The 16,291-nt window shown below is 73.5% G+C and carries 14 protein-coding genes; 7 read left to right on the plus strand and 7 right to left on the minus strand.

The window, feature by feature from the left end; translation table 11 throughout:
• Positions 1–169: 169 nt before the first annotated feature.
• Complete coding sequence (locus AB0O40_RS22065) at positions 170–1,405, minus strand: glycosyltransferase family 4 protein (protein ID WP_365044200.1); 1,236 nt, start codon at positions 1,403–1,405, stop codon at positions 170–172.
• A gap of 143 nt (positions 1,406–1,548) precedes the next feature.
• Between AB0O40_RS22065 and AB0O40_RS22070 the strand changes: the two genes are divergently transcribed.
• Positions 1,549–2,037, plus strand: coding sequence for an adenylyltransferase/cytidyltransferase family protein (locus tag AB0O40_RS22070; RefSeq protein ID WP_365044203.1), 489 nt, complete (start codon positions 1,549–1,551; stop codon positions 2,035–2,037).
• On the opposite strand, the gene AB0O40_RS22075 is transcribed toward AB0O40_RS22070, so the two are convergent.
• The 4 genes from AB0O40_RS22075 to AB0O40_RS22090 form a co-directional block, all read right to left on the minus strand.
• Positions 2,018–2,749: a CDP-alcohol phosphatidyltransferase family protein gene (locus AB0O40_RS22075; protein ID WP_365044206.1), complete on the minus strand. Its 732-nt coding sequence runs from the start codon at positions 2,747–2,749 to the stop codon at positions 2,018–2,020. The two genes, AB0O40_RS22070 and AB0O40_RS22075, sit on opposite strands and share 20 nt — an antisense overlap.
• A 146-nt stretch (positions 2,750–2,895) precedes the next feature.
• Complete coding sequence (locus AB0O40_RS22080; RefSeq protein WP_365044209.1) at positions 2,896–3,951, minus strand: hypothetical protein; 1,056 nt, start codon at positions 3,949–3,951, stop codon at positions 2,896–2,898.
• 417 nt (positions 3,952–4,368) lie between these two features.
• Positions 4,369–6,177, minus strand: a complete 1,809-nt coding sequence (locus AB0O40_RS22085) for an ABC transporter ATP-binding protein (RefSeq protein WP_365044212.1) — start codon at positions 6,175–6,177, stop codon at positions 4,369–4,371.
• On the minus strand, positions 6,174–8,000 hold the full coding sequence (locus tag AB0O40_RS22090) for an ABC transporter ATP-binding protein (RefSeq protein ID WP_365044215.1): 1,827 nt from the start codon (positions 7,998–8,000) through the stop codon (positions 6,174–6,176). The genes AB0O40_RS22085 and AB0O40_RS22090 overlap by 4 nt, the downstream gene beginning before the upstream one ends.
• Before the next feature lie 69 nt (positions 8,001–8,069).
• Here AB0O40_RS22090 and AB0O40_RS22095 point away from each other — a divergent pair, with 69 nt between their 5' ends.
• Entirely contained in the window at positions 8,070–9,380 is a 1,311-nt protein-coding gene (locus AB0O40_RS22095) for a hypothetical protein (protein WP_365044218.1), read from the plus strand.
• A 39-nt stretch (positions 9,381–9,419) separates the two neighbouring features.
• On the opposite strand, the gene AB0O40_RS22100 is transcribed toward AB0O40_RS22095, so the two are convergent.
• Positions 9,420–10,406: a helix-turn-helix transcriptional regulator gene (locus tag AB0O40_RS22100; protein WP_365044221.1), complete on the minus strand. Its 987-nt coding sequence runs from the start codon at positions 10,404–10,406 to the stop codon at positions 9,420–9,422.
• 299 nt (positions 10,407–10,705) lie between these two features.
• Here AB0O40_RS22100 and AB0O40_RS22105 point away from each other — a divergent pair, with 299 nt between their 5' ends.
• The 5 genes from AB0O40_RS22105 (at position 10,706) to AB0O40_RS22125 (ending at position 15,790) form a co-directional block, all read left to right on the plus strand.
• Complete coding sequence (locus tag AB0O40_RS22105) at positions 10,706–10,909, plus strand: hypothetical protein (RefSeq protein ID WP_365044224.1); 204 nt, start codon at positions 10,706–10,708, stop codon at positions 10,907–10,909.
• Between the two features lie 4 nt (positions 10,910–10,913).
• On the plus strand, positions 10,914–11,222 hold the full coding sequence (locus AB0O40_RS22110) for a hypothetical protein (RefSeq protein WP_365044227.1): 309 nt from the start codon (positions 10,914–10,916) through the stop codon (positions 11,220–11,222).
• A gap of 265 nt (positions 11,223–11,487) precedes the next feature.
• On the plus strand, positions 11,488–12,840 hold the full coding sequence (locus AB0O40_RS22115) for a VCBS repeat-containing protein (protein ID WP_365044230.1): 1,353 nt from the start codon (positions 11,488–11,490) through the stop codon (positions 12,838–12,840).
• Positions 12,841–12,938: 98 nt separating this feature from the next.
• Positions 12,939–14,132 (plus strand): transglycosylase family protein, encoded by a 1,194-nt coding sequence (locus tag AB0O40_RS22120; RefSeq protein ID WP_365044233.1) that lies wholly within the window; start codon positions 12,939–12,941, stop codon positions 14,130–14,132.
• Positions 14,129–15,790, plus strand: a complete 1,662-nt coding sequence (locus AB0O40_RS22125) for an FG-GAP-like repeat-containing protein (protein WP_365044235.1) — start codon at positions 14,129–14,131, stop codon at positions 15,788–15,790. Before AB0O40_RS22120 ends, AB0O40_RS22125 begins: the two co-directional genes overlap by 4 nt.
• A gap of 92 nt (positions 15,791–15,882) precedes the next feature.
• Here the strand turns inward: AB0O40_RS22125 and AB0O40_RS22130 are convergent, their stop codons facing one another.
• Complete coding sequence (locus AB0O40_RS22130; protein WP_365044290.1) at positions 15,883–16,275, minus strand: nuclear transport factor 2 family protein; 393 nt, start codon at positions 16,273–16,275, stop codon at positions 15,883–15,885.
• Positions 16,276–16,291 lie beyond the last annotated feature (16 nt).

Here is a 16,291-nt window from a genome sequence, read left to right on the forward strand (position 1 = left end):
TCCGAACTCGCCACATACGTGTCCGCCGAGGTGATCCCCAGCCACGCACCACCCAGCAGCCCGACACCCACACCACCGGCCAGGATCCGCCGGTACCGGGTCAACTGCCGGAACTGATCCCGCAAGAGATCCGGCTCGTCCTCACCGGCCGCAGGCCGGTTGGTCTCCGTCACGGCAGGGGTCCCCCAAGTGCTTCGTCTATCAGTGCGTCGATCCGCGCCAGGCCCGCGTCCCGGCTGAGATGGGCCGTGACGTGGCGGGGTCCCGCCGCGCCCAGCGCATCGGCCGCGGCCGGGTCCTCCGCCAGCGACCGTACGGCCTTGAGCAGGGCGTGCGGGTCCTCCGGCGGCACGAGCACGCCGGCACCCGAGCGTTCGACCTCCTGGGCCGTGCCCCCCTCGGCCGCGACCGAGGCGACCACCGGGCGTCCGGCGGCGAAGTAGGAGGTCAGCTTCGAGGGCACGCTCATGTCCAGGACGGCCGCGTGCTGGGTGACGGCGAGTACGTCCGCCGCCGCGAGGATATCGGGGAACTTCCCGTCCTCGGCAGGGGGGATGATGTCCAGGTTCGGGACATCCGCGGACAGTTCGGCCAAAGCGGAACGCTGGCTTCCGTCCCCCATGAGGACGAACCGGACCTTCGGGTCCAGCCGGGCCGCGCCCACCAGGACCTCCAGGCCCTGCTTGAGGCCCATGTTTCCGGAGTGCAGCACCACCGTCTCGTCGGGCATCCAGCCCAGGTGGCGGCGGGTCTCGCCGCGCGGCTGGGTGGGGACGGCGACGTGGGACCAGTTGGGCACCAGGCGGATCCGCCCCGGGTCCACGCCCATCGCGACGACCTTGTCCACGAACGTCTCGTGGATCACACCGACCAGGGTGGCCCGCTTGAGCGCGTACGCCTCCGCCCGGCCGGCCAGCGCCGCGGCCTTGTCGCCGCCGCTGATCCCGCTCTGCGCGGCGGCGGCACCCATCAGGTCCTGGACGACCGGGACGTACGGGACCTTCCAACGCGCCGCGAGCCGGGCGGCCAGCACGCCGCCGGCCAGGCTGGGCATCTGCGCGAGGACCGCGTCCGGCCGGGGCATCCGGGGCGGGGCGACCGCGCCGTGCAGCAGGATCGATCCTTCGAACGCCGCCCGCTTGACGGCGGTCTGGCGGGCCGGGACGGTGTGCGCGCGCCGGTGCAGGGTCACTCCCGCGCGCTGTTCCGTGCGCCGGAGCGCCCCCTTGTACTCCGGTTCGAGCGACCACGAAGGGTAATGAGGCATGCCCGTGAAGACATGCGTGTCATGGCCGAGTTCTGCCCAATGCTCGGCGATCTGTGTCGCATATGGCCCGATTCCGGCATGTTCGGGCGCGTAATTCGTGGACACAAGAAGCAGAGTTCTGCGACCGGATCTGGACACTGAGCGTCCCCTTCCCCCCAGGATGGTGCGCTCGCCACCCTATTCGTTCACCCGCACGGCTCGGAACGTGCACGCTATCGTCTGATAATCCGCCGCACTGGGGAGTGCGGTCATTTGGGGGGTAATCGATGACGGAGCGAGACATGTCCGAGACCGGTGTGCCGGGCCGCAAGCCGTACCGAGTGGGCTACGCGCCCGGCGCCTACGACCTGTTCCACATCGGACATCTCAACATCCTCCGGCACGCCCGCAGCCAGTGCGACTACCTGGTCGCCGGGGTGGTCTCCGACGAGATGGCCGAGCTGGCCAAGGGCCGCCGCCCGATGATCCCGCTGGTGGAGCGGTTGGAGATCGTGCGCAGCGTCAAGTACGTGGACGCCGCCTTCGTCGAGACGGTTCCGGACAAGCTGGAGACCTGGAAGCAGGTCCGCTTCGACGTGATCTTCAAGGGCGACGACTGGCGGGGCACCCCCAAGGGCGACCGGCTCGAGGCGGACTTCGCGACCGTGGGCGTGGACGTCGTCTACTTCCCGTACACGGTGCACACGTCCAGTACCCAGCTGCGCCGGGCCCTGGACGCGCTCACCGAGCCGCTGCCCGCCGAGCCGCAGCTCACCGCCGAACGGCGCTGAGCTCCCGGAACCACTTGGCGAGGAAGGCGACCAGGAAGAGCACGGCCACCGCGCCGAGCCCCGCGTACGCCCAGCGGAACACGTCCTTGCCGCCCAGCAGCAGGAACACCAGGCAGAAGACGCCGTAGTCCACCGGCAGCAGCGCCACCGCCCGCAGGGTCGAGGGCGCCGCCGCCGGGCTGCCCGGCGCGGGCTTCGGCTTCAGCTTCTCGGTCAGCAGCCCGCCGAAGAAGGTCACGATCGCGGCGAACTGGAAGCCCAGCGGCACCAGCAGCCAGCGGTCGGCGTGCGGGCCCGAGATGCCGTACTCCGCGGGGAAGCGGTAGAAGGCGATCAGCACGCAGGTGTGCAGGGCGGTGAGCTTGGCGCAGTCCACGACGTGGTCCAGCCACTCGCCCGCCGCGCTGCCGCTGCCGCGCAACCGGGCCAGCTGGCCGTCGGCCGAGTCGAAGGCGAAGCCCACGGCCAGCGCCGCCCAGACCGCGATGCCCAGCCCCCAGGAGGGGGCGGTCAGCGCGACGGCGGCCACGGCCGCGAAACTGAAGGCCGCGCTCACCAGGGTGACCTGGTTCGGGCTCAGCCCCAGGGCGTAGGAGCCCGCCGCCAGGTAGCGGCCGGCCGGGCGGTTCACGAACCGCGAGTAGAGCGAGACGCCCTTCGCCGACTTCTGTGCCCCGCGCAGCTCGCGCAGCGCGGTCCCTGCTCTGCCCATCCGCAGCAGATCCCTTCATCGAACGCGGGTCCGTCGCCCGCCGTGCCGGACATCATCGCAGCACCCGTGCCACGACTTCGGGGCCGCGGGCGCCGATGGCCGGAAACGGGAGCCGGCGCGGCCTGGGGGACGCACGGCGGCGCGGGTCAGCGGACGGCTTCGACGGTGAAGAGCTGGCCCGCCTTGCCGGTGCAGTGGCCCATCACGGCCTCCGTCCCGGCCGCCCGGGAGTCGCCCCGGATGCCGACGCAGCCCTGGCCGTCCACCCGGAAGACGTACCGGCCCGCCGCCCGCGGGCCGGAGGGCTCGACGTGGAAGCTGCTGCCGCGGGTGCAGTCGTCCATCGGTTCGAGCAGGCCGACGCCCTCCCTGTCCTGTTCCGAGCGGGCCCGCAGGCAGCCCTTGCCGTAGTCGGGGTGGTGCCACTGGATCTGGTACAGGTCCCCGCCCAGCGGGGCGAGCAGGGTGTTCTGCGGACCGATCGAGGCGCACGGCCGCTGGACGGCCACCAGCGGGGTGTACCGGCCGTCGCGCACCCGGCCGTCGCTCAGGCACAGGCCGGGGGAGTCCGCCGGATGCACCTGCACCCAGCCGGTGGGCAGGGCGGGTCCGGCCGGCGGACCGGCCGACCGGTCGTCGTCGCCGGTGGAGCGGCCGGAACTGGCGAACATCCCGGCCAGCACCAGCGCGAGCGCGGTGACCGCCGCCGCCGCGCCGGTCCGCCAGGTCAGCCGCCAGGGCACCCGCGGCACCGGGGCCCCGACGGGCCCGGGCCGGCCGGCCCCCGCCGTCGCGGCCGGGGGCGTGCTCGTGACGCCCGGGCCCGTGACGCCCGTATTCGAGACGCCCGTACCCGCGGCCCCGTCGGCGGGCGGGGCCTCGGCCGCCCGTCGGGGCGTGGGCCGGGGGCCGTAGGCCGGTTCGCCGGCCAGGCGGGACCAGGCCGTCACCCACTCGGCCATCCGGGCCTCGTCGCCGCCGGCCCGGACGAAGGCGGCGAGGAGTTCCGGCCGCGGCAGGGTCCGGCCGCCGAGCACGCTCGCCAGCGTGGACCGGGGCAGCACCTCGCCGCGCTCGGCGGCCCGCTCCTCCAACTGCCGGTAGGTGTAGCCCGATCGGTCCTTGAGCGCCCGCATCAGGTCGACGAACTCCGCTGCGTCGCCCGCCTCCTGGGGCGCGGGCTGCCGGTGGACTGGCTCCATACGGGTCATCCTGCCCCAGCACCCCCCGCGGACAAGGGCAGTTCGAGCCGAGCACGGGCCCCAGGCGGCGGCGTCCGGCATATCGGGACAGGCGCTGAGCAGGCAGGACAGTTGTCCGGTGTCCGGGACGGCCGGAACCCGTCGTGAAACCGCCACGGCCGTGCCAATGTCTGTTCCGCGACGAAAGCCGGGTACGGCCGGCCCCCCGGCCCCCGGCTGGATCCCGCTCCCCCCACGCGCCCCGGGGTGCCCGCCACACACGGGCACCGCGGTCCGTGGGGGGCTCGCGGAGGTCGTCGCCACCGTCGTGGCACGGGGGTCCGCGGCGGTGGACGTCGGGAACGGCCGCCGGGCGCGCACACCCGCGCGGCGCCCGGCGCCGGCCCCCGCCCCGCCCGCCGCCACCGGGCGGCGGCCTCACACCAGGCTGTCCCGCCAGGCCCGGTGGAGGGCGGCGAACCGGCCCTCGCCGCCGATGAGTCCGGCCGGAGTGCCGTCCTCGACGATGCGGCCCGCCTCCATCACGAGCACCCGGTCCGCGATCTCGACCGTGGAGAGCCGGTGGGCGATCACCACGGCGGTACGGCCCTGGAGGACCGTCGCCATCGCCCGCTGCACCGCCCGCTCGCCCGGCACGTCCAGCGAGCTGGTCGCCTCGTCCAGGATCAGCACGGCCGGATCGGCCAGCAGCGCCCGGGCGAAGGCCACCAACTGCCGCTGTCCGGCGGAGATCCGGCCGCCGCGCTTGCGGACGTCCGTGTCGTACCCGTCGGGCAGGGCGCTGATGAAGTCGTGCGCCCCGATGGCCTTCGCGGCCTGCTCGATCTCGTGCCGGCTCGCCTCCGGCCGGCCGACGGCGATGTTCTCCGCGACCGTCCCCGAGAACAGGAACGCCTCCTGCGTCACCATCACCACCCCGCGCCGCAGTTCGGCCCCGGACAGCTCGCGCAGGTCCACCCCGTCCAGCAGCACCCGGCCGGCGGACGGGTCGTAGAACCGGGCCAGCAGCTTGGCCAGGGTGGACTTGCCGGCGCCGGTCGAGCCCACCACCGCGACGGTCTGGCCGGCCGGCAGCGTCAGGCCGAAGGCCGGCAGCACCTCGCCGCCGGTGCGGTAGCCGAAGCTCACGTCCTCGAAGACCACGTCCCGGCCGGGCAGCGCCCCGGTCCGGGCCGGCAGCTCGCGCGGGGCGGCCGGCTCCGGCACCGAGGGCACCTGCGCCAGCAGCCCGGCGATCTTCGCCATCGAGGCCACCGCCGACTGCCAGGAGTTGAGGAACATCGCCAGCTGGTCGATCGGCTCGTACAACCGCCGCAGGTACAGCACGGACGCGGCCAGCACGCCCAGCTCGAGCGAGCCCTGGGCCACCCGGTAGCCGCCCCACAGCACGATCGCCGCGACCGTGACGTTGGCGGTGGTCCGGGAGCCGACCACGTACCGCGCCATCTCGTGCAGCGCGTCGCCGTTGGTGCGCTCCAGGCGGGCGTTGAGCTGCGCGAACTGCGCGTCGTTGGCCGCCTCCCGACGGAAGACCCGGACCGGCCGGATGCCGTTCAGCGTCTCGGTGAACTTCACGATCACCGAGGCGGTGGCCGTGGAGCGCTCCGCGTACACCGCCCCGGACCGGCGCCGGTAGCCGCGCACCAGCAGCCACAGCGGGCCGAAGCTCGCCACCGCCAGCGCGCCCAGCCCCAGGTCCAGCCAGAGCAGCATGCCGCCGATGAAGACGAAGGAGAGCAGCACCGAGACGAGTTCCTGCAGGCCCTCGCCCAGCAGCTCGCGCAGCGACTCCACGTCCGTGGTCGACCGGGCGATCAGCCGGCCCGAGGTGTAGCGCTCGTGGAAGTCCAGGCTCAGCGCCTGGGCGTGCCGGAAGATCCGGCCGCGCAGGTCGAGCAGTACGTCCTGGTTGACCCGGGCCGCCGCGCGGATGTAGCCGTACTCGAACAGCCCGGCGGCCAGCGCGCACAGCACGTAGCCCACGCCCACCGCGATCAGCGGGCCGTGATCGCCGTCCCGGACCGCCGGCACGCCCCGGTCGATCGCGTACGCCACCAGCAGCGGTCCGGCCTGCCGGGCGGCGGCCTGCAGCAGGAGCAGCAGCCCGGCCACCGCGGCGGCCCGCCGGCGCCGGCCCAGCAGGCTGCCCAGCAGTGCCCCGGTCGCCCCCGGCGGTACCACCAGCTCGTCGCGGTCGAAGGCCTCGCCCCCGTCGCCCGCGCTCATCGCTCGTCCCCCTCCGCCCCGAAGGGGCCCGTACCCGACATCAGCCAGGCGTACTCGGCGCTGCTGTGCAGCAGTTCGTCATGGGTGCCGACGGCCGTGATGCGGCCGCCGGACAGCAGGGCCACCCGGTCGGCCAGCTGGACCGTCGACGGGCGGTGCGCCACCACCAGCGCGGTGGTGTCCGCCAGCACCTGCCGCAGCGCGGCCTCGACCAGCGCCTCGGTGTGCACGTCCAGGGCCGAGAGCGGGTCGTCCAGGACCAGGAAGCGCGGGGTGCCGGCCACCGCACGGGCCAGCGCCAGCCGCTGCCGCTGCCCGCCGGACAGGCTCAGGCCCTGCTCGCCGACCTGGGTACCGGTGCCCTCCGGCAGCTCGCGGGCGAAGCCGGCCTGCGCGGTCTCCAGCGCCCGGTCCAGTTCGGGCCCGCCCATGGTGACGTTCTCGGCGATGGTCGCGGAGAAGAGGGTCGGTTCCTCGAAGGCCACCGACACCAGGGAGCGCAGCCGCTCCCGGGGCATGGCCGTGATGTCCTCGCCGTCCAGGGTGATCCGGCCGGCGTCGGTGTCGTGCAGCCGGGGCACCAGCGCGGTGAGGGTGGTCTTGCCCGAGCCGGTGGCACCCACCAGCGCCATCGTCTCGCCGGGGCGTATGTGCAGGTCTATGCCGTCCAGTACGGGGACCGAGTCCGGCCCGGCGTCGGGATAGCGGAAGCGCACCCCGTCGAACCGCAGCCCGCCGTCGGCCGGGTCCGTGCCGGCCGGGTTCTTGCCGGCCGGGTCCGCGGACGCCGTGCCCGGGGCGGTCTCCCCGGCCCCCTCGCGGGGCTCGTCCAGTGCCTCGAAGAAGCGCTCGGTGGCCGTCGCCGCCTCCTGGCTCATCGCCAGCAGGTAGCCCACCGACTCCACCGGCCAGCGCAGCGCCAGCGCGGTGGCGAGGAAGGCGACCAGGGTGCCCGCCGACAGGTCCCCGTCCGCCACCTGTACGCAGCCCAGCACCAGCGCCGTACCGATGGCCAGCTCCGGCAGGGTGGTCACGTACGCCGAGATCCCGGCCAGCTGCCGCGCCTTGGTCAGCTCGGTGCCGCGCAGGCCGTCCGAGAGCTCCCGGAAGGCGCGGGCCTGGCTGCGGTGCCGGCCGAAGCCCTTGATGATCCGGATGCCGAGGACGCTCTCCTCGACCACCGTGGTCAGGTCGCCCACCTGGTCCTGGGCCCGCCGCGCCGCCACCGAGTACCGGGCCTCGAAGACCCGGCAGAGCACCGTCAGCGGCACCACCGGGACGAGCAGCACCAGCCCCAGCGTCCACTGCTGCACCAGCAGGATCACCGCCCCGGCCAGCAGGGTCACGGCGTTGACGACCAGGAAGGTCAGCGGGAAGGCCAGGAAGAGCCGGACCAGCATCAGGTCGGTGGTGGCCCGGGAGAGCAACTGCCCCGAGGCCCACCGGTCGTGGAAGGCCACCGGCACCCGCTGGAGGTGGGCGTACAGATCGGCCCGCATCGCGGACTCCACCCGGGACAGCGGCCGGGCCACCAGCCACCGCCGCAGCCCGAAGAGCAGGGCCTCGGCCAGGCCCAGCAGCAACAGGTACAGTGCGCCCCACCACACGCCCGCGGTGTCCCCGTCCGCCACCGGGCCGTCCACCAGCCACTTGAGGACCAGCGGGATCACCAGTCCCACACAGGACGCGGCGATCGCGACGAACACGGCCGTCAGCCAGCGGGCCTTGACCGGGCGGACGTACGGCCACAGGCGCAGCAGGGAGCGGACCGCGGAGCGTTGCGGGGCGGCCGGCGGGGCGGGGGAGTCAGGCAATGAGGACATCAGGCGCGAGCATACGATTCGCTCCTGACATCGCACAGTGATTAAAGCGACGTGCAGCCGGGGGGAAGCATGACCAGATCAGTGCGTTCCGGACATCCGGATACCGGTCGGAGCGGCCGGAGACGTCCGGAATCCGGACGTCCGGCCAGTCGGCCCCGCCGGGCCCCGCTGCGCGCCGCGGCGCTCGCCGCGCTGCCGGTGCTGCTGGCCGCGACCGGCTGCTCGGTCACCTTCGGCGACGGCGGCGGCCAGGGCTCCGGGGTGTTCGGCAAGCCGCTCTCGCAGCAGTTCGCCGCGGCCGTCGAGGCCACCAGGGCGGCCGGTTCGCTGCGCTTCACCGCCACCGTCGAGTACGCGGGCCTGACCGCCACCGCCCGGTACGTCACCGAGGGCCGGGCCGACTTCGAGGACCGCACCGCCGAGGCCACGCTGACCCGGGACGTCCCGGAGGGCTTCGCCGACGCGGCCGACCTGGACGAGGGCGCGGCGGCCTACCCCCAGCGGTACGCGGTGGCCGGCGCCGAGGTCCGGGCCCGCACCGCCGACGGCGGCTGGCTGGGCTACTCCCCGGCCGCCCGCAAGGCCCTCGACCCCCGGGGCGCGGCGCCCGTCACCGCGCACGCACCCGGCGCGGTACTGCCCTTCGGCGGCACCGCGGCCGAACTGCTGGCGGCGGCCAAGCCGCACGCGACCCCCGTCTCCCGGCCCGACGGGGTGCGCGAGTACCGCACCACCGTCCCGATCGGCGAGGCCCAGAAGCTGCTGCCCCAGAAGCTGGCCTTCACCACCACCGCCCCGGGGGTGATGACCGAACCGGTGCCGCTGATCGTGCGACTGGACTCCCGCGGCCGGCTGGTGGGCGCCGAGGCCGACCTCGCCCTGCTCCTGGAGCGGATCCAGCACGGCCCCGGCGCCGACCACCTCAAGGGCGTGACCCGGCTGACCGCCACCTTCCTGGCCAGCGGCTTCGGCACGGCGTCGGACCTCGCCCCGGCGCCGGCCGCCGACGCCCGCCGGGCCACCGCGGTCGCCTTCGGCCTGGCCCGCGGCACCTGCGCGGTACCCGCGGCCGGCCTGGCCGACGCCACCCGGGTCCGGCCCACCCCCTGCGGCTCCCGGCACACCATGCGCTTCTTCGCCGCGGCCGGCACGAAGCACGCCGGCCGGACCACCCCGGTCCAGTACGTCCAGCGGACCTGCGACGGCCCCTTCCGGGACCTGCCGCAGGAGTGGCGGACCGGCACCGAGCCGGAGTACAAGAACATCTTCAGCGTGCACGGCAGTTCGTTCAGCTACCGCTTCGACGCCACCGGCAAGGCCATCGGCCCGCCCCCCGAACTCGCCCTGGACGTCGCCTGCTTCCTGGCGACCAAGGCCTGACCGGGCCGGCCGGGCCTTCGAGGCCCGACCGGCCGGGCGTCAGAGCCAGCCGCGCTGCGCGGCCTTGAGGCCCGCCTCGAAGCGGCTGCCGGCCTCCAGTCGCTCCATGAGGGCGGCCATCTGGCGGCGGACGGTGCGCAGCGAGACGCCGAGCCGCTTGCCGGCCGCCTCGTCGGTCAGCCCGCCGGCGAGCAGCTTGAGGAGCTCCAGCTCGCCCGGGGTGGGGCCGTCGCCCGGCTGGTGGGTACGCGCGTCGGCGCCCAGCGGGACCGCGGCCCCCCAGGCCTGCTCGAAGAGGGCGACCAACGAGGCGACGATCCCGGGTGTGGTGGTGCACAGGGCGCCGAGCTTGCTGTCCGTCGGGTCGATGGGGACCAGGGCGGTGGTCCGGTCGAAGACCAGCATCCGGTGCGGTACGACCGGGCTGGTGCGGATCTCGCCGCCCAGCTCGGAGATCCACTTGGCGTAGGCGCGGGTGGTCGGGTCGTTGCGGGCGCTGTCCTGGTGCAGCACCCGGAGGCTGACGCCGCGGGCCAGGGCGTCCTCGTCGAGCGGGCGGGAGGCGTCCAGACTCGCCTGCGACTGGGCGCCGGGCTGGATGGCCAGGCATTCCTCACGCAGGTCCCGGGCGAGCAGTTCCAGTCGGCGCTGGATGCTGTCGAGGCCCACCAGCCGCTCGGCGCCGTCGGTCTCGACACCGCTGCGCAGACCGGAGAAGCTGGCCACGGCGCGGGCCACCGCCTCCTTGCCGGCCGCCAGTTCCTGCTGCCGGCGCAGCAGTTCGGTCTCCTGGCGCCGCAGCACCAGCTCCAGGCCCACGTCCGGTGCGAGGGCCCGGAGCTGACCCGGTACGTCCCGTGAGGGTTGCAGCAGCTCCATGTCGATGAGCTGGTCCAGACCGGCCCGTACCTCCGTCTCCGACAGCCCCGTGAGCGCGCCCAGCCCGGCGACGTCGGCCCCCGGCCGCTCCAACAGCCCGCGGTACACGGACTCCGCAGTGATCCCCAACCCCAGTACTTCCAGCATGTGTTCCCCCACCCCTGGAATGCGTGCCGGACCCGCGTTCGGCGGGTCCGGCGGTCCTGCATGTGCACTCTGAACAGGAGTCATCGTCTGTTGATCTTCTGTCTGGCGCAAGGCGGACGGCTTGGTGAGGCACCTCGCTGCCAGGCCGGTTGGTGCCACCCGGAATGCCTTCCGCAGGCCTCGCGGCCCGGACAACATGGTGATCACACCGAGCGGGAAGCGGGGCCGGAAACGGCGCCGGGAACCTCCCGCAGTCCAGTCCGGCCGGCCTCAACGGCCGTTCACCACAGGGGGATCCGATGATCAAGCGCACCTGCACCGCCGCCGCTGCTACTGTCCTGCTCGCCTCGGCGGGCCTGGGCCTGGCGGCCGGGGTGATCGGCTGGGACACGGCCAAGCCGGCCGCGGTCGTGGCCGCGGGTCCGGTCATCGGCTGGGACGCGGTGCCGGCCGGGACCGCCGCGGCCCACGGCGTCGACCGGCGCGTCATCGGGTGGGACTGATCGCATGCACATGATCTCGGCGCTGCTGTTCGGAGCGCCGGACGCGCACGGCAGCCGTCGGCGCGCCGATCTGGTCCAGGACCTGCTCTGGGCGCACAGCGACCCCGAAGACGCCGTCCAGCACATCCGGGTGCGGCCGCACCCGGTCGGCTTGGAGGCGGTGCTGCTCCTCGGCGGACGGGCCGACGGCGCAGCGACCGCGGTGGTCGCACTGCTCGGCCGGTCCGCCGCACCCCTCTCCAGACAGGGCTACACCGCACTGCCCCCCGGTGCTCCCGTCCAGCCCCCGGTTCCTTCGGGCCCCGGCGACTGACCGGCCCGGACCGCCCCGCGGCCCCCGGCCGCGGTCGGCGCCGCGGGCGCCGGACCCTCCGGTGTGCCGCATCCCCTCTGGTGCGGCACTCCTCCTCGACTTTCTCACCCCTGAGCGCGCGTTGCGCGCCTTCCTCCCCCTGAGCGCCGGCCCGTAGGGCGGTCGTGCCCGCCTGCGCACCTGCCCGGCGCGGTCTGCGCCGCTCGGGGGACACCACTTCACTTCACCTCGCCCGCGTGGCGGACCCCATCAGGAGATTTCTGTCATGACCATGCCCAAGTCCACCCGTCGTATCGCTTCCGCCACCGCCGTCGCCGCCTCGGTCGGCGCCCTGGTCCTCGGTGGTCTGAGCCCCGCCCAGGCCGCGGCACCGCACGCCGTCAAGGCTCCGGCCGCCGTGGCGGCGGCCACGGCGACCTCCGTCGTCGGCGGCTCGGTCACCCGTCAGGAAATGCTCCAGCGGGCGCAGTTCTGGGTCGACCGGGACGTCCCGTACAACCAGGGCGACACCTACCCCGACCCGCAGGGCCGCTCGTACCGGACCGACTGCTCGGGCCTGGTCTCCATGGCCTGGCACCTCAACGCCGGCATCGGTGCGACGACCTGGACGCTGCCGGACTACTCCACCAAGCTCTCCGGCTACGACCAGCTGCTCCCGGGCGACGCCCTCAACAACGTCTCGTCGCACGTCGTGCTCTTCGACAAGTGGACGGACTCCTCCCACACCGAGATGTGGATCTACGAGCACGCCCGTCCGGGCACCAACGCCCGCCACGTCACCGTGACGAAGAGCTACATGCAGAGCCAGGGCATGACGGGCTACCGCTACAACAAGGTCGCGGACTCCCCGGTCGAGGTGCCCGACAAGGGCATGACCGACGTGACCGCGGTCGGTGACATCACAGGTGACGGTATCGGCGACGTGGTCGCCGTCGAGTCGGCCTCCGGCGACCTGTACCGCTACACCGGTCCGTCGTTCGGCGGTGGCAGCCGCGTCAAGATCGGTACCAACTGGGACTCCATGAGCAACCTCGTCGGCGTCGGGGACGTGACCGGTGACGGCAAGGGCGACATCATCGCCACCGAGAACTCCACGGGCGACCTGTACCGCTACTCCGGCCCGACCTACGCCGGCGGCTCCCGCGTGAAGATCGGCACCAACTGGGACTCGATGCACGGCATCGCGTCGGTCGGCGACATCACCGGCGACGGCAAGGGCGACATCATCGCGGTCGAGAACTCCACGGGCGACCTGTACCGCTACTCCGGCCCGACCTACGCCGGCGGCTCCCGCGTGAAGATCGGCACCGGCTGGAACATCTACACCACCATCGTCGGCGTCGGGAACATCACCGGCGACGGCAAGGGCGACATCGTCGCGGTCGAGAACTCCACGGGCGACCTGTACCGCTACTCCGGGCCGAACTACAACGGCGGCACCCGGGTCAAGATCGGCACCAACTGGGACACCATGATCAACCTGACCGGCCCCGGCGACCTCAACAAGGACGGCGTCCCGGACCTGCTCGCCGTCAACGCCTCCACCGGCAACCTGTACCGCTACTCCGGCCCCGGCTTCGCCGGCGGCAGCGCGGTCCAGATCGGCACCAAGTGGTAGTCCGCGCCGCCTGATCCGCAGGGCCGAGCGCCCCCAGGACACCACTTCCCGCACGGCGGGGCCCAGCCCCGGCCCCGCCGTGCCCCCACCGGGTCGCGATGACGACCCGCTCCCGCCGCCCCGACCCCAGAGGTGCCTTCGAGATGTCCGTGCTCACCCGCAAGAAGTCCGCGCTGTTCGCCCTCGTGGCCGCGCCGATCGCCGCGCTCACCCTCCCCCTCGCGACCGCCGCCCCCGCCTCGGCCGCCTCCGTCGCCACCTGGGACAAGGTCGCCCAGTGCGAGTCCAGTGGCAACTGGTCCATCAACACGGGCAACGGCTACTACGGCGGCCTGCAGTTCGCCGCCTCCACCTGGGAGGCGTTCGGTGGCACGCGCTACGCCCCGTACGCCCACCAGGCCACCAAGAAGGAGCAGATCCTCGTCGGCGAGAAGGTCCTCGCCGAGCAGGGCGTGGGCGCCTGGGGGAACTGCGGCCCGGCGGCCGGACTCGGCTCCGACCACGCCGAGCCGTACCCGGCCGAACCCGAGCTGCCCCAGGCCAAGATGAACAACCTGACCGGCGTCGGCGACCTGACCGGCGACGGCAAGGGCGAACTCGTCGCCGTGGAGGCCGCCACCGGCGACCTGTACCGCTACTCCGGCCCCTCGTACGGCGGCGGCTCCCGCGTCAAGATCGGCTTCGGCTGGAACGCGTACTCCGACGTCGTCGGCGTCGGGGACGTCACCGGCGACGGCAAGGGCGACCTGATCGCGGTCGACAAGAACAACGGCGACCTCTTCCGCTACTCCGGCCCCACGTACAACGGTGGCTCCCGCGTCAAGATCGGCTCCAACTGGGACTCGATGACGAACATAGCCGCCGTCGGCGACCTCACCGGCGACGGCAAGGGCGACATCGTCGCCGTCGAGAAGGGCACCGGCGACCTCTACCGCTACTCCGGCCCGACCTACGCCGGCGGCTCCCGCGTCAAGATCGGCACCGGCTGGGACGTCTACTCCACCCTCGTCGGCGTCGACGACGTCACCGGGGACGACAAGGCCGACCTGGTCGCCGTCGAGAAGGGCACCGGCGACCTCTACCGCTACTCCGGCCCGAACTACAACGGCGGCACCCGCGTCAAGGTCGGCTCCAACTGGGACACCATGCGCGGCCTGGCCGGCGTCGGCGACGTGACCGGCGACGGCAAGGGCGACCTGCTGGCCGTCAACGCCGCCACCGGCAATCTCTACCGCTACTCCGGCCCGTCCTTCACCGGCGGCGGCGCGACCCAGATCGGAACGAACTGGTGAACCGTCGACTCCGCGCCCACTCGCTTCGCGCCTCCCTCGGTTCGGTCACCCTGGCGCTCGCCGCGGCGCTCGTGCCCGCCGGCGCCGCCCAGGCCGACACCGTCTCCGCGAGCACGGCGCCGCCGCTGCGCTTCGTCAGCTACAACATCTGCGGCAACATGTGCACCGGCGCCGGATACGACAACGCCAAGCGGATCGACACCATCGCCGCCCAGGCCTCGGTCGGCACCTGGAACGCCGACCAGATCTTCCTCCAGGAGGTCTGCCGGCCCCAGTACGACGAACTCCTCGCCCGTCTCGCGCCCCTCGGCTTCGCCGGCCACTACACGCCCACCATCACCGGCAAGTCCTCGGTGTGCGGCGGGGCCGACTACGGCAACGCCGTCCTCGTCAAGGGACCCGTGACCGCCACCGCCGACCTGGACCTCACCGTCGGCGGCGAGGCCGAACCGATCAAGATCCCCTGCGTCCGGAACTGGGTGCAGAGCCGGCTCAACTGGGCCTGCTCCGTGCACCTCTACTGGGACAGCGGCACCCTGGCGGTCCCCGAGGCGCAGAAGCTCGCCGCCCAGGCCAAGACCTGGCAGGACCAGGGCATACCCGTGGTGCTCGGCGGGGACTTCAACCACTCGCCCCGCACCGCCACCCTGAACGCCTTCTACGACAAGGGCATCGGCGACAGCGCCGAGGGCGGCTTCCTCGAGGCCGACGAGACCGACGCCGACGCCTTCGACCCGGCGGCCTGCACCACCGGGACGCAGACCCGCTGCCGCTCCGGCGAGACCACCCGCGAGGACAAGAAGCTCGACTACGCCTTCTTCAGCCGGGCCCACTTCAAGACCCCCAAGGGCGACGTCCTGCCCGTCGACCCCGCCGTCTCCGACCACCGGATGCTGCGCGGTGCGGCCTCCTGGTCCGACTGCGGGACCTTCGCCCCCGCCACCGGAGCACTCTTCCGCCGGGACTCCTCGGGCGCCGTCTTCCGCTACACCGGCAAGGGCGACGGCACCCTGGCCGGCGCCTGCAAGACCGGCACCGGCTGGAACGCGGTCCGCCAGGTGGTCCGGGCGCCCCGCGCCACCACCCTGGCCGCGGTCGACGCGAGCGGCGTCCTGTGGCACTACCCGGCCGACGCGTCCGGCTCCTACTCCGGCGCCACCCGGGTCCAGGCCGGCACCGGCTGGGGCGGGTACGACCGGATCATCGCCCCCGGGGACTACACCGGGGACGGCCGCGCCGACCTGATCACCAGGGACACGGCGGGTGCCTTGTGGCTGCACGCGGGCACCGGCGCGAACACGTACGCCGCGCCCACCCGGATCGGCACGGGCTGGGGAGGCTACGACACCCTGCTGAGCCCCGGCGACTTCACCGGCGACGGGGAGCCCGACCTGCTGGCCGGTGACGCGGCCGGCGACCTGTGGCTCTTCAAGGGCGACGGGAAGGGCGGCCAGGCGGCCCGGGTCCGGATCGGCACCAACTGGGACATCTACTCGGCGCTCGTCTCGCCCGGCGACCTGAACGGCGACGGCCGGGCCGACCTGCTCGGCCGCGACGCGGCCGGCGACCTGTACTTCTACAAGGGCGACGGGGCGGGCGGCTACGCGGCCCGGACCCGCATCGGCAGCGGCTACCCGGCCGGTGAACTGCTCTTCTGAGGACTGCCTTCGAAGGGATCGTCCTTCCGGGGACCGTGCGGCGCCTGCCCGGGCAGGCGCCGCACCGTCCTCTGCATACCGGGGCCGCCGGGTCAGTTGCCGGTGGCCTCCTGGGTGATGCGGTCGAACTGGGCGCCCATCGCCTCGGCCAGGGCGTTGGCCGCGGAGAGCGGGCGGACCATCACCGTCAGGCCGTCGATCAGGCCGGACTCGTCGAAGTGCAGGAAGTCGCAGCCCTGGATCCGCTTCCCGCCGACGGTGGCGTCGAAGACCAGGGCGTGGCCCCGGCCGTCGGTCTCGTCGAACTCCCGCTGGTAGGAGAAGTCCTCGAAGACGCGGGACGCCCCGCGCACGATCGCGGCCGTGATGGCCCGGCCCCGGTAGGGGGAGAAGGCCACCGGGCTGGTGAAGACCACGTCCTCGGCCAGCAGCGCTTCCAGCCCCGACAGATCGCCGGACTCCACCATCTTCCGGAAGGCGTGCACCCCGATCACCTCACCC

Origin of the sequence: Streptomyces sp. NPDC089919, assembly GCF_040684615.1 — a bacterium.
GTDB lineage: Bacteria > Actinomycetota > Actinomycetes > Streptomycetales > Streptomycetaceae > Streptomyces.

Coding starts and splice junctions, on each gene's coding strand:
- AB0O40_RS22070 (WP_365044203.1), top strand. CDS start 1,549: ATGTCCGAGACCGGTGTGCCGGGCCGCAAGCCGTACCGAGTGGGCTAC.
- AB0O40_RS22075 (WP_365044206.1), bottom strand. CDS start 2,749: ATGGGCAGAGCAGGGACCGCGCTGCGCGAGCTGCGCGGGGCACAGAAG.
- AB0O40_RS22080 (WP_365044209.1), bottom strand. CDS start 3,951: ATGGAGCCAGTCCACCGGCAGCCCGCGCCCCAGGAGGCGGGCGACGCA.
- AB0O40_RS22085 (WP_365044212.1), bottom strand. CDS start 6,177: ATGAGCGCGGGCGACGGGGGCGAGGCCTTCGACCGCGACGAGCTGGTG.
- AB0O40_RS22090 (WP_365044215.1), bottom strand. CDS start 8,000: ATGTCCTCATTGCCTGACTCCCCCGCCCCGCCGGCCGCCCCGCAACGC.
- AB0O40_RS22095 (WP_365044218.1), top strand. CDS start 8,070: ATGACCAGATCAGTGCGTTCCGGACATCCGGATACCGGTCGGAGCGGC.
- AB0O40_RS22100 (WP_365044221.1), bottom strand. CDS start 10,406: ATGCTGGAAGTACTGGGGTTGGGGATCACTGCGGAGTCCGTGTACCGC.
- AB0O40_RS22105 (WP_365044224.1), top strand. CDS start 10,706: ATGATCAAGCGCACCTGCACCGCCGCCGCTGCTACTGTCCTGCTCGCC.
- AB0O40_RS22110 (WP_365044227.1), top strand. CDS start 10,914: ATGCACATGATCTCGGCGCTGCTGTTCGGAGCGCCGGACGCGCACGGC.
- AB0O40_RS22115 (WP_365044230.1), top strand. CDS start 11,488: ATGACCATGCCCAAGTCCACCCGTCGTATCGCTTCCGCCACCGCCGTC.
- AB0O40_RS22120 (WP_365044233.1), top strand. CDS start 12,939: ATGACGACCCGCTCCCGCCGCCCCGACCCCAGAGGTGCCTTCGAGATG.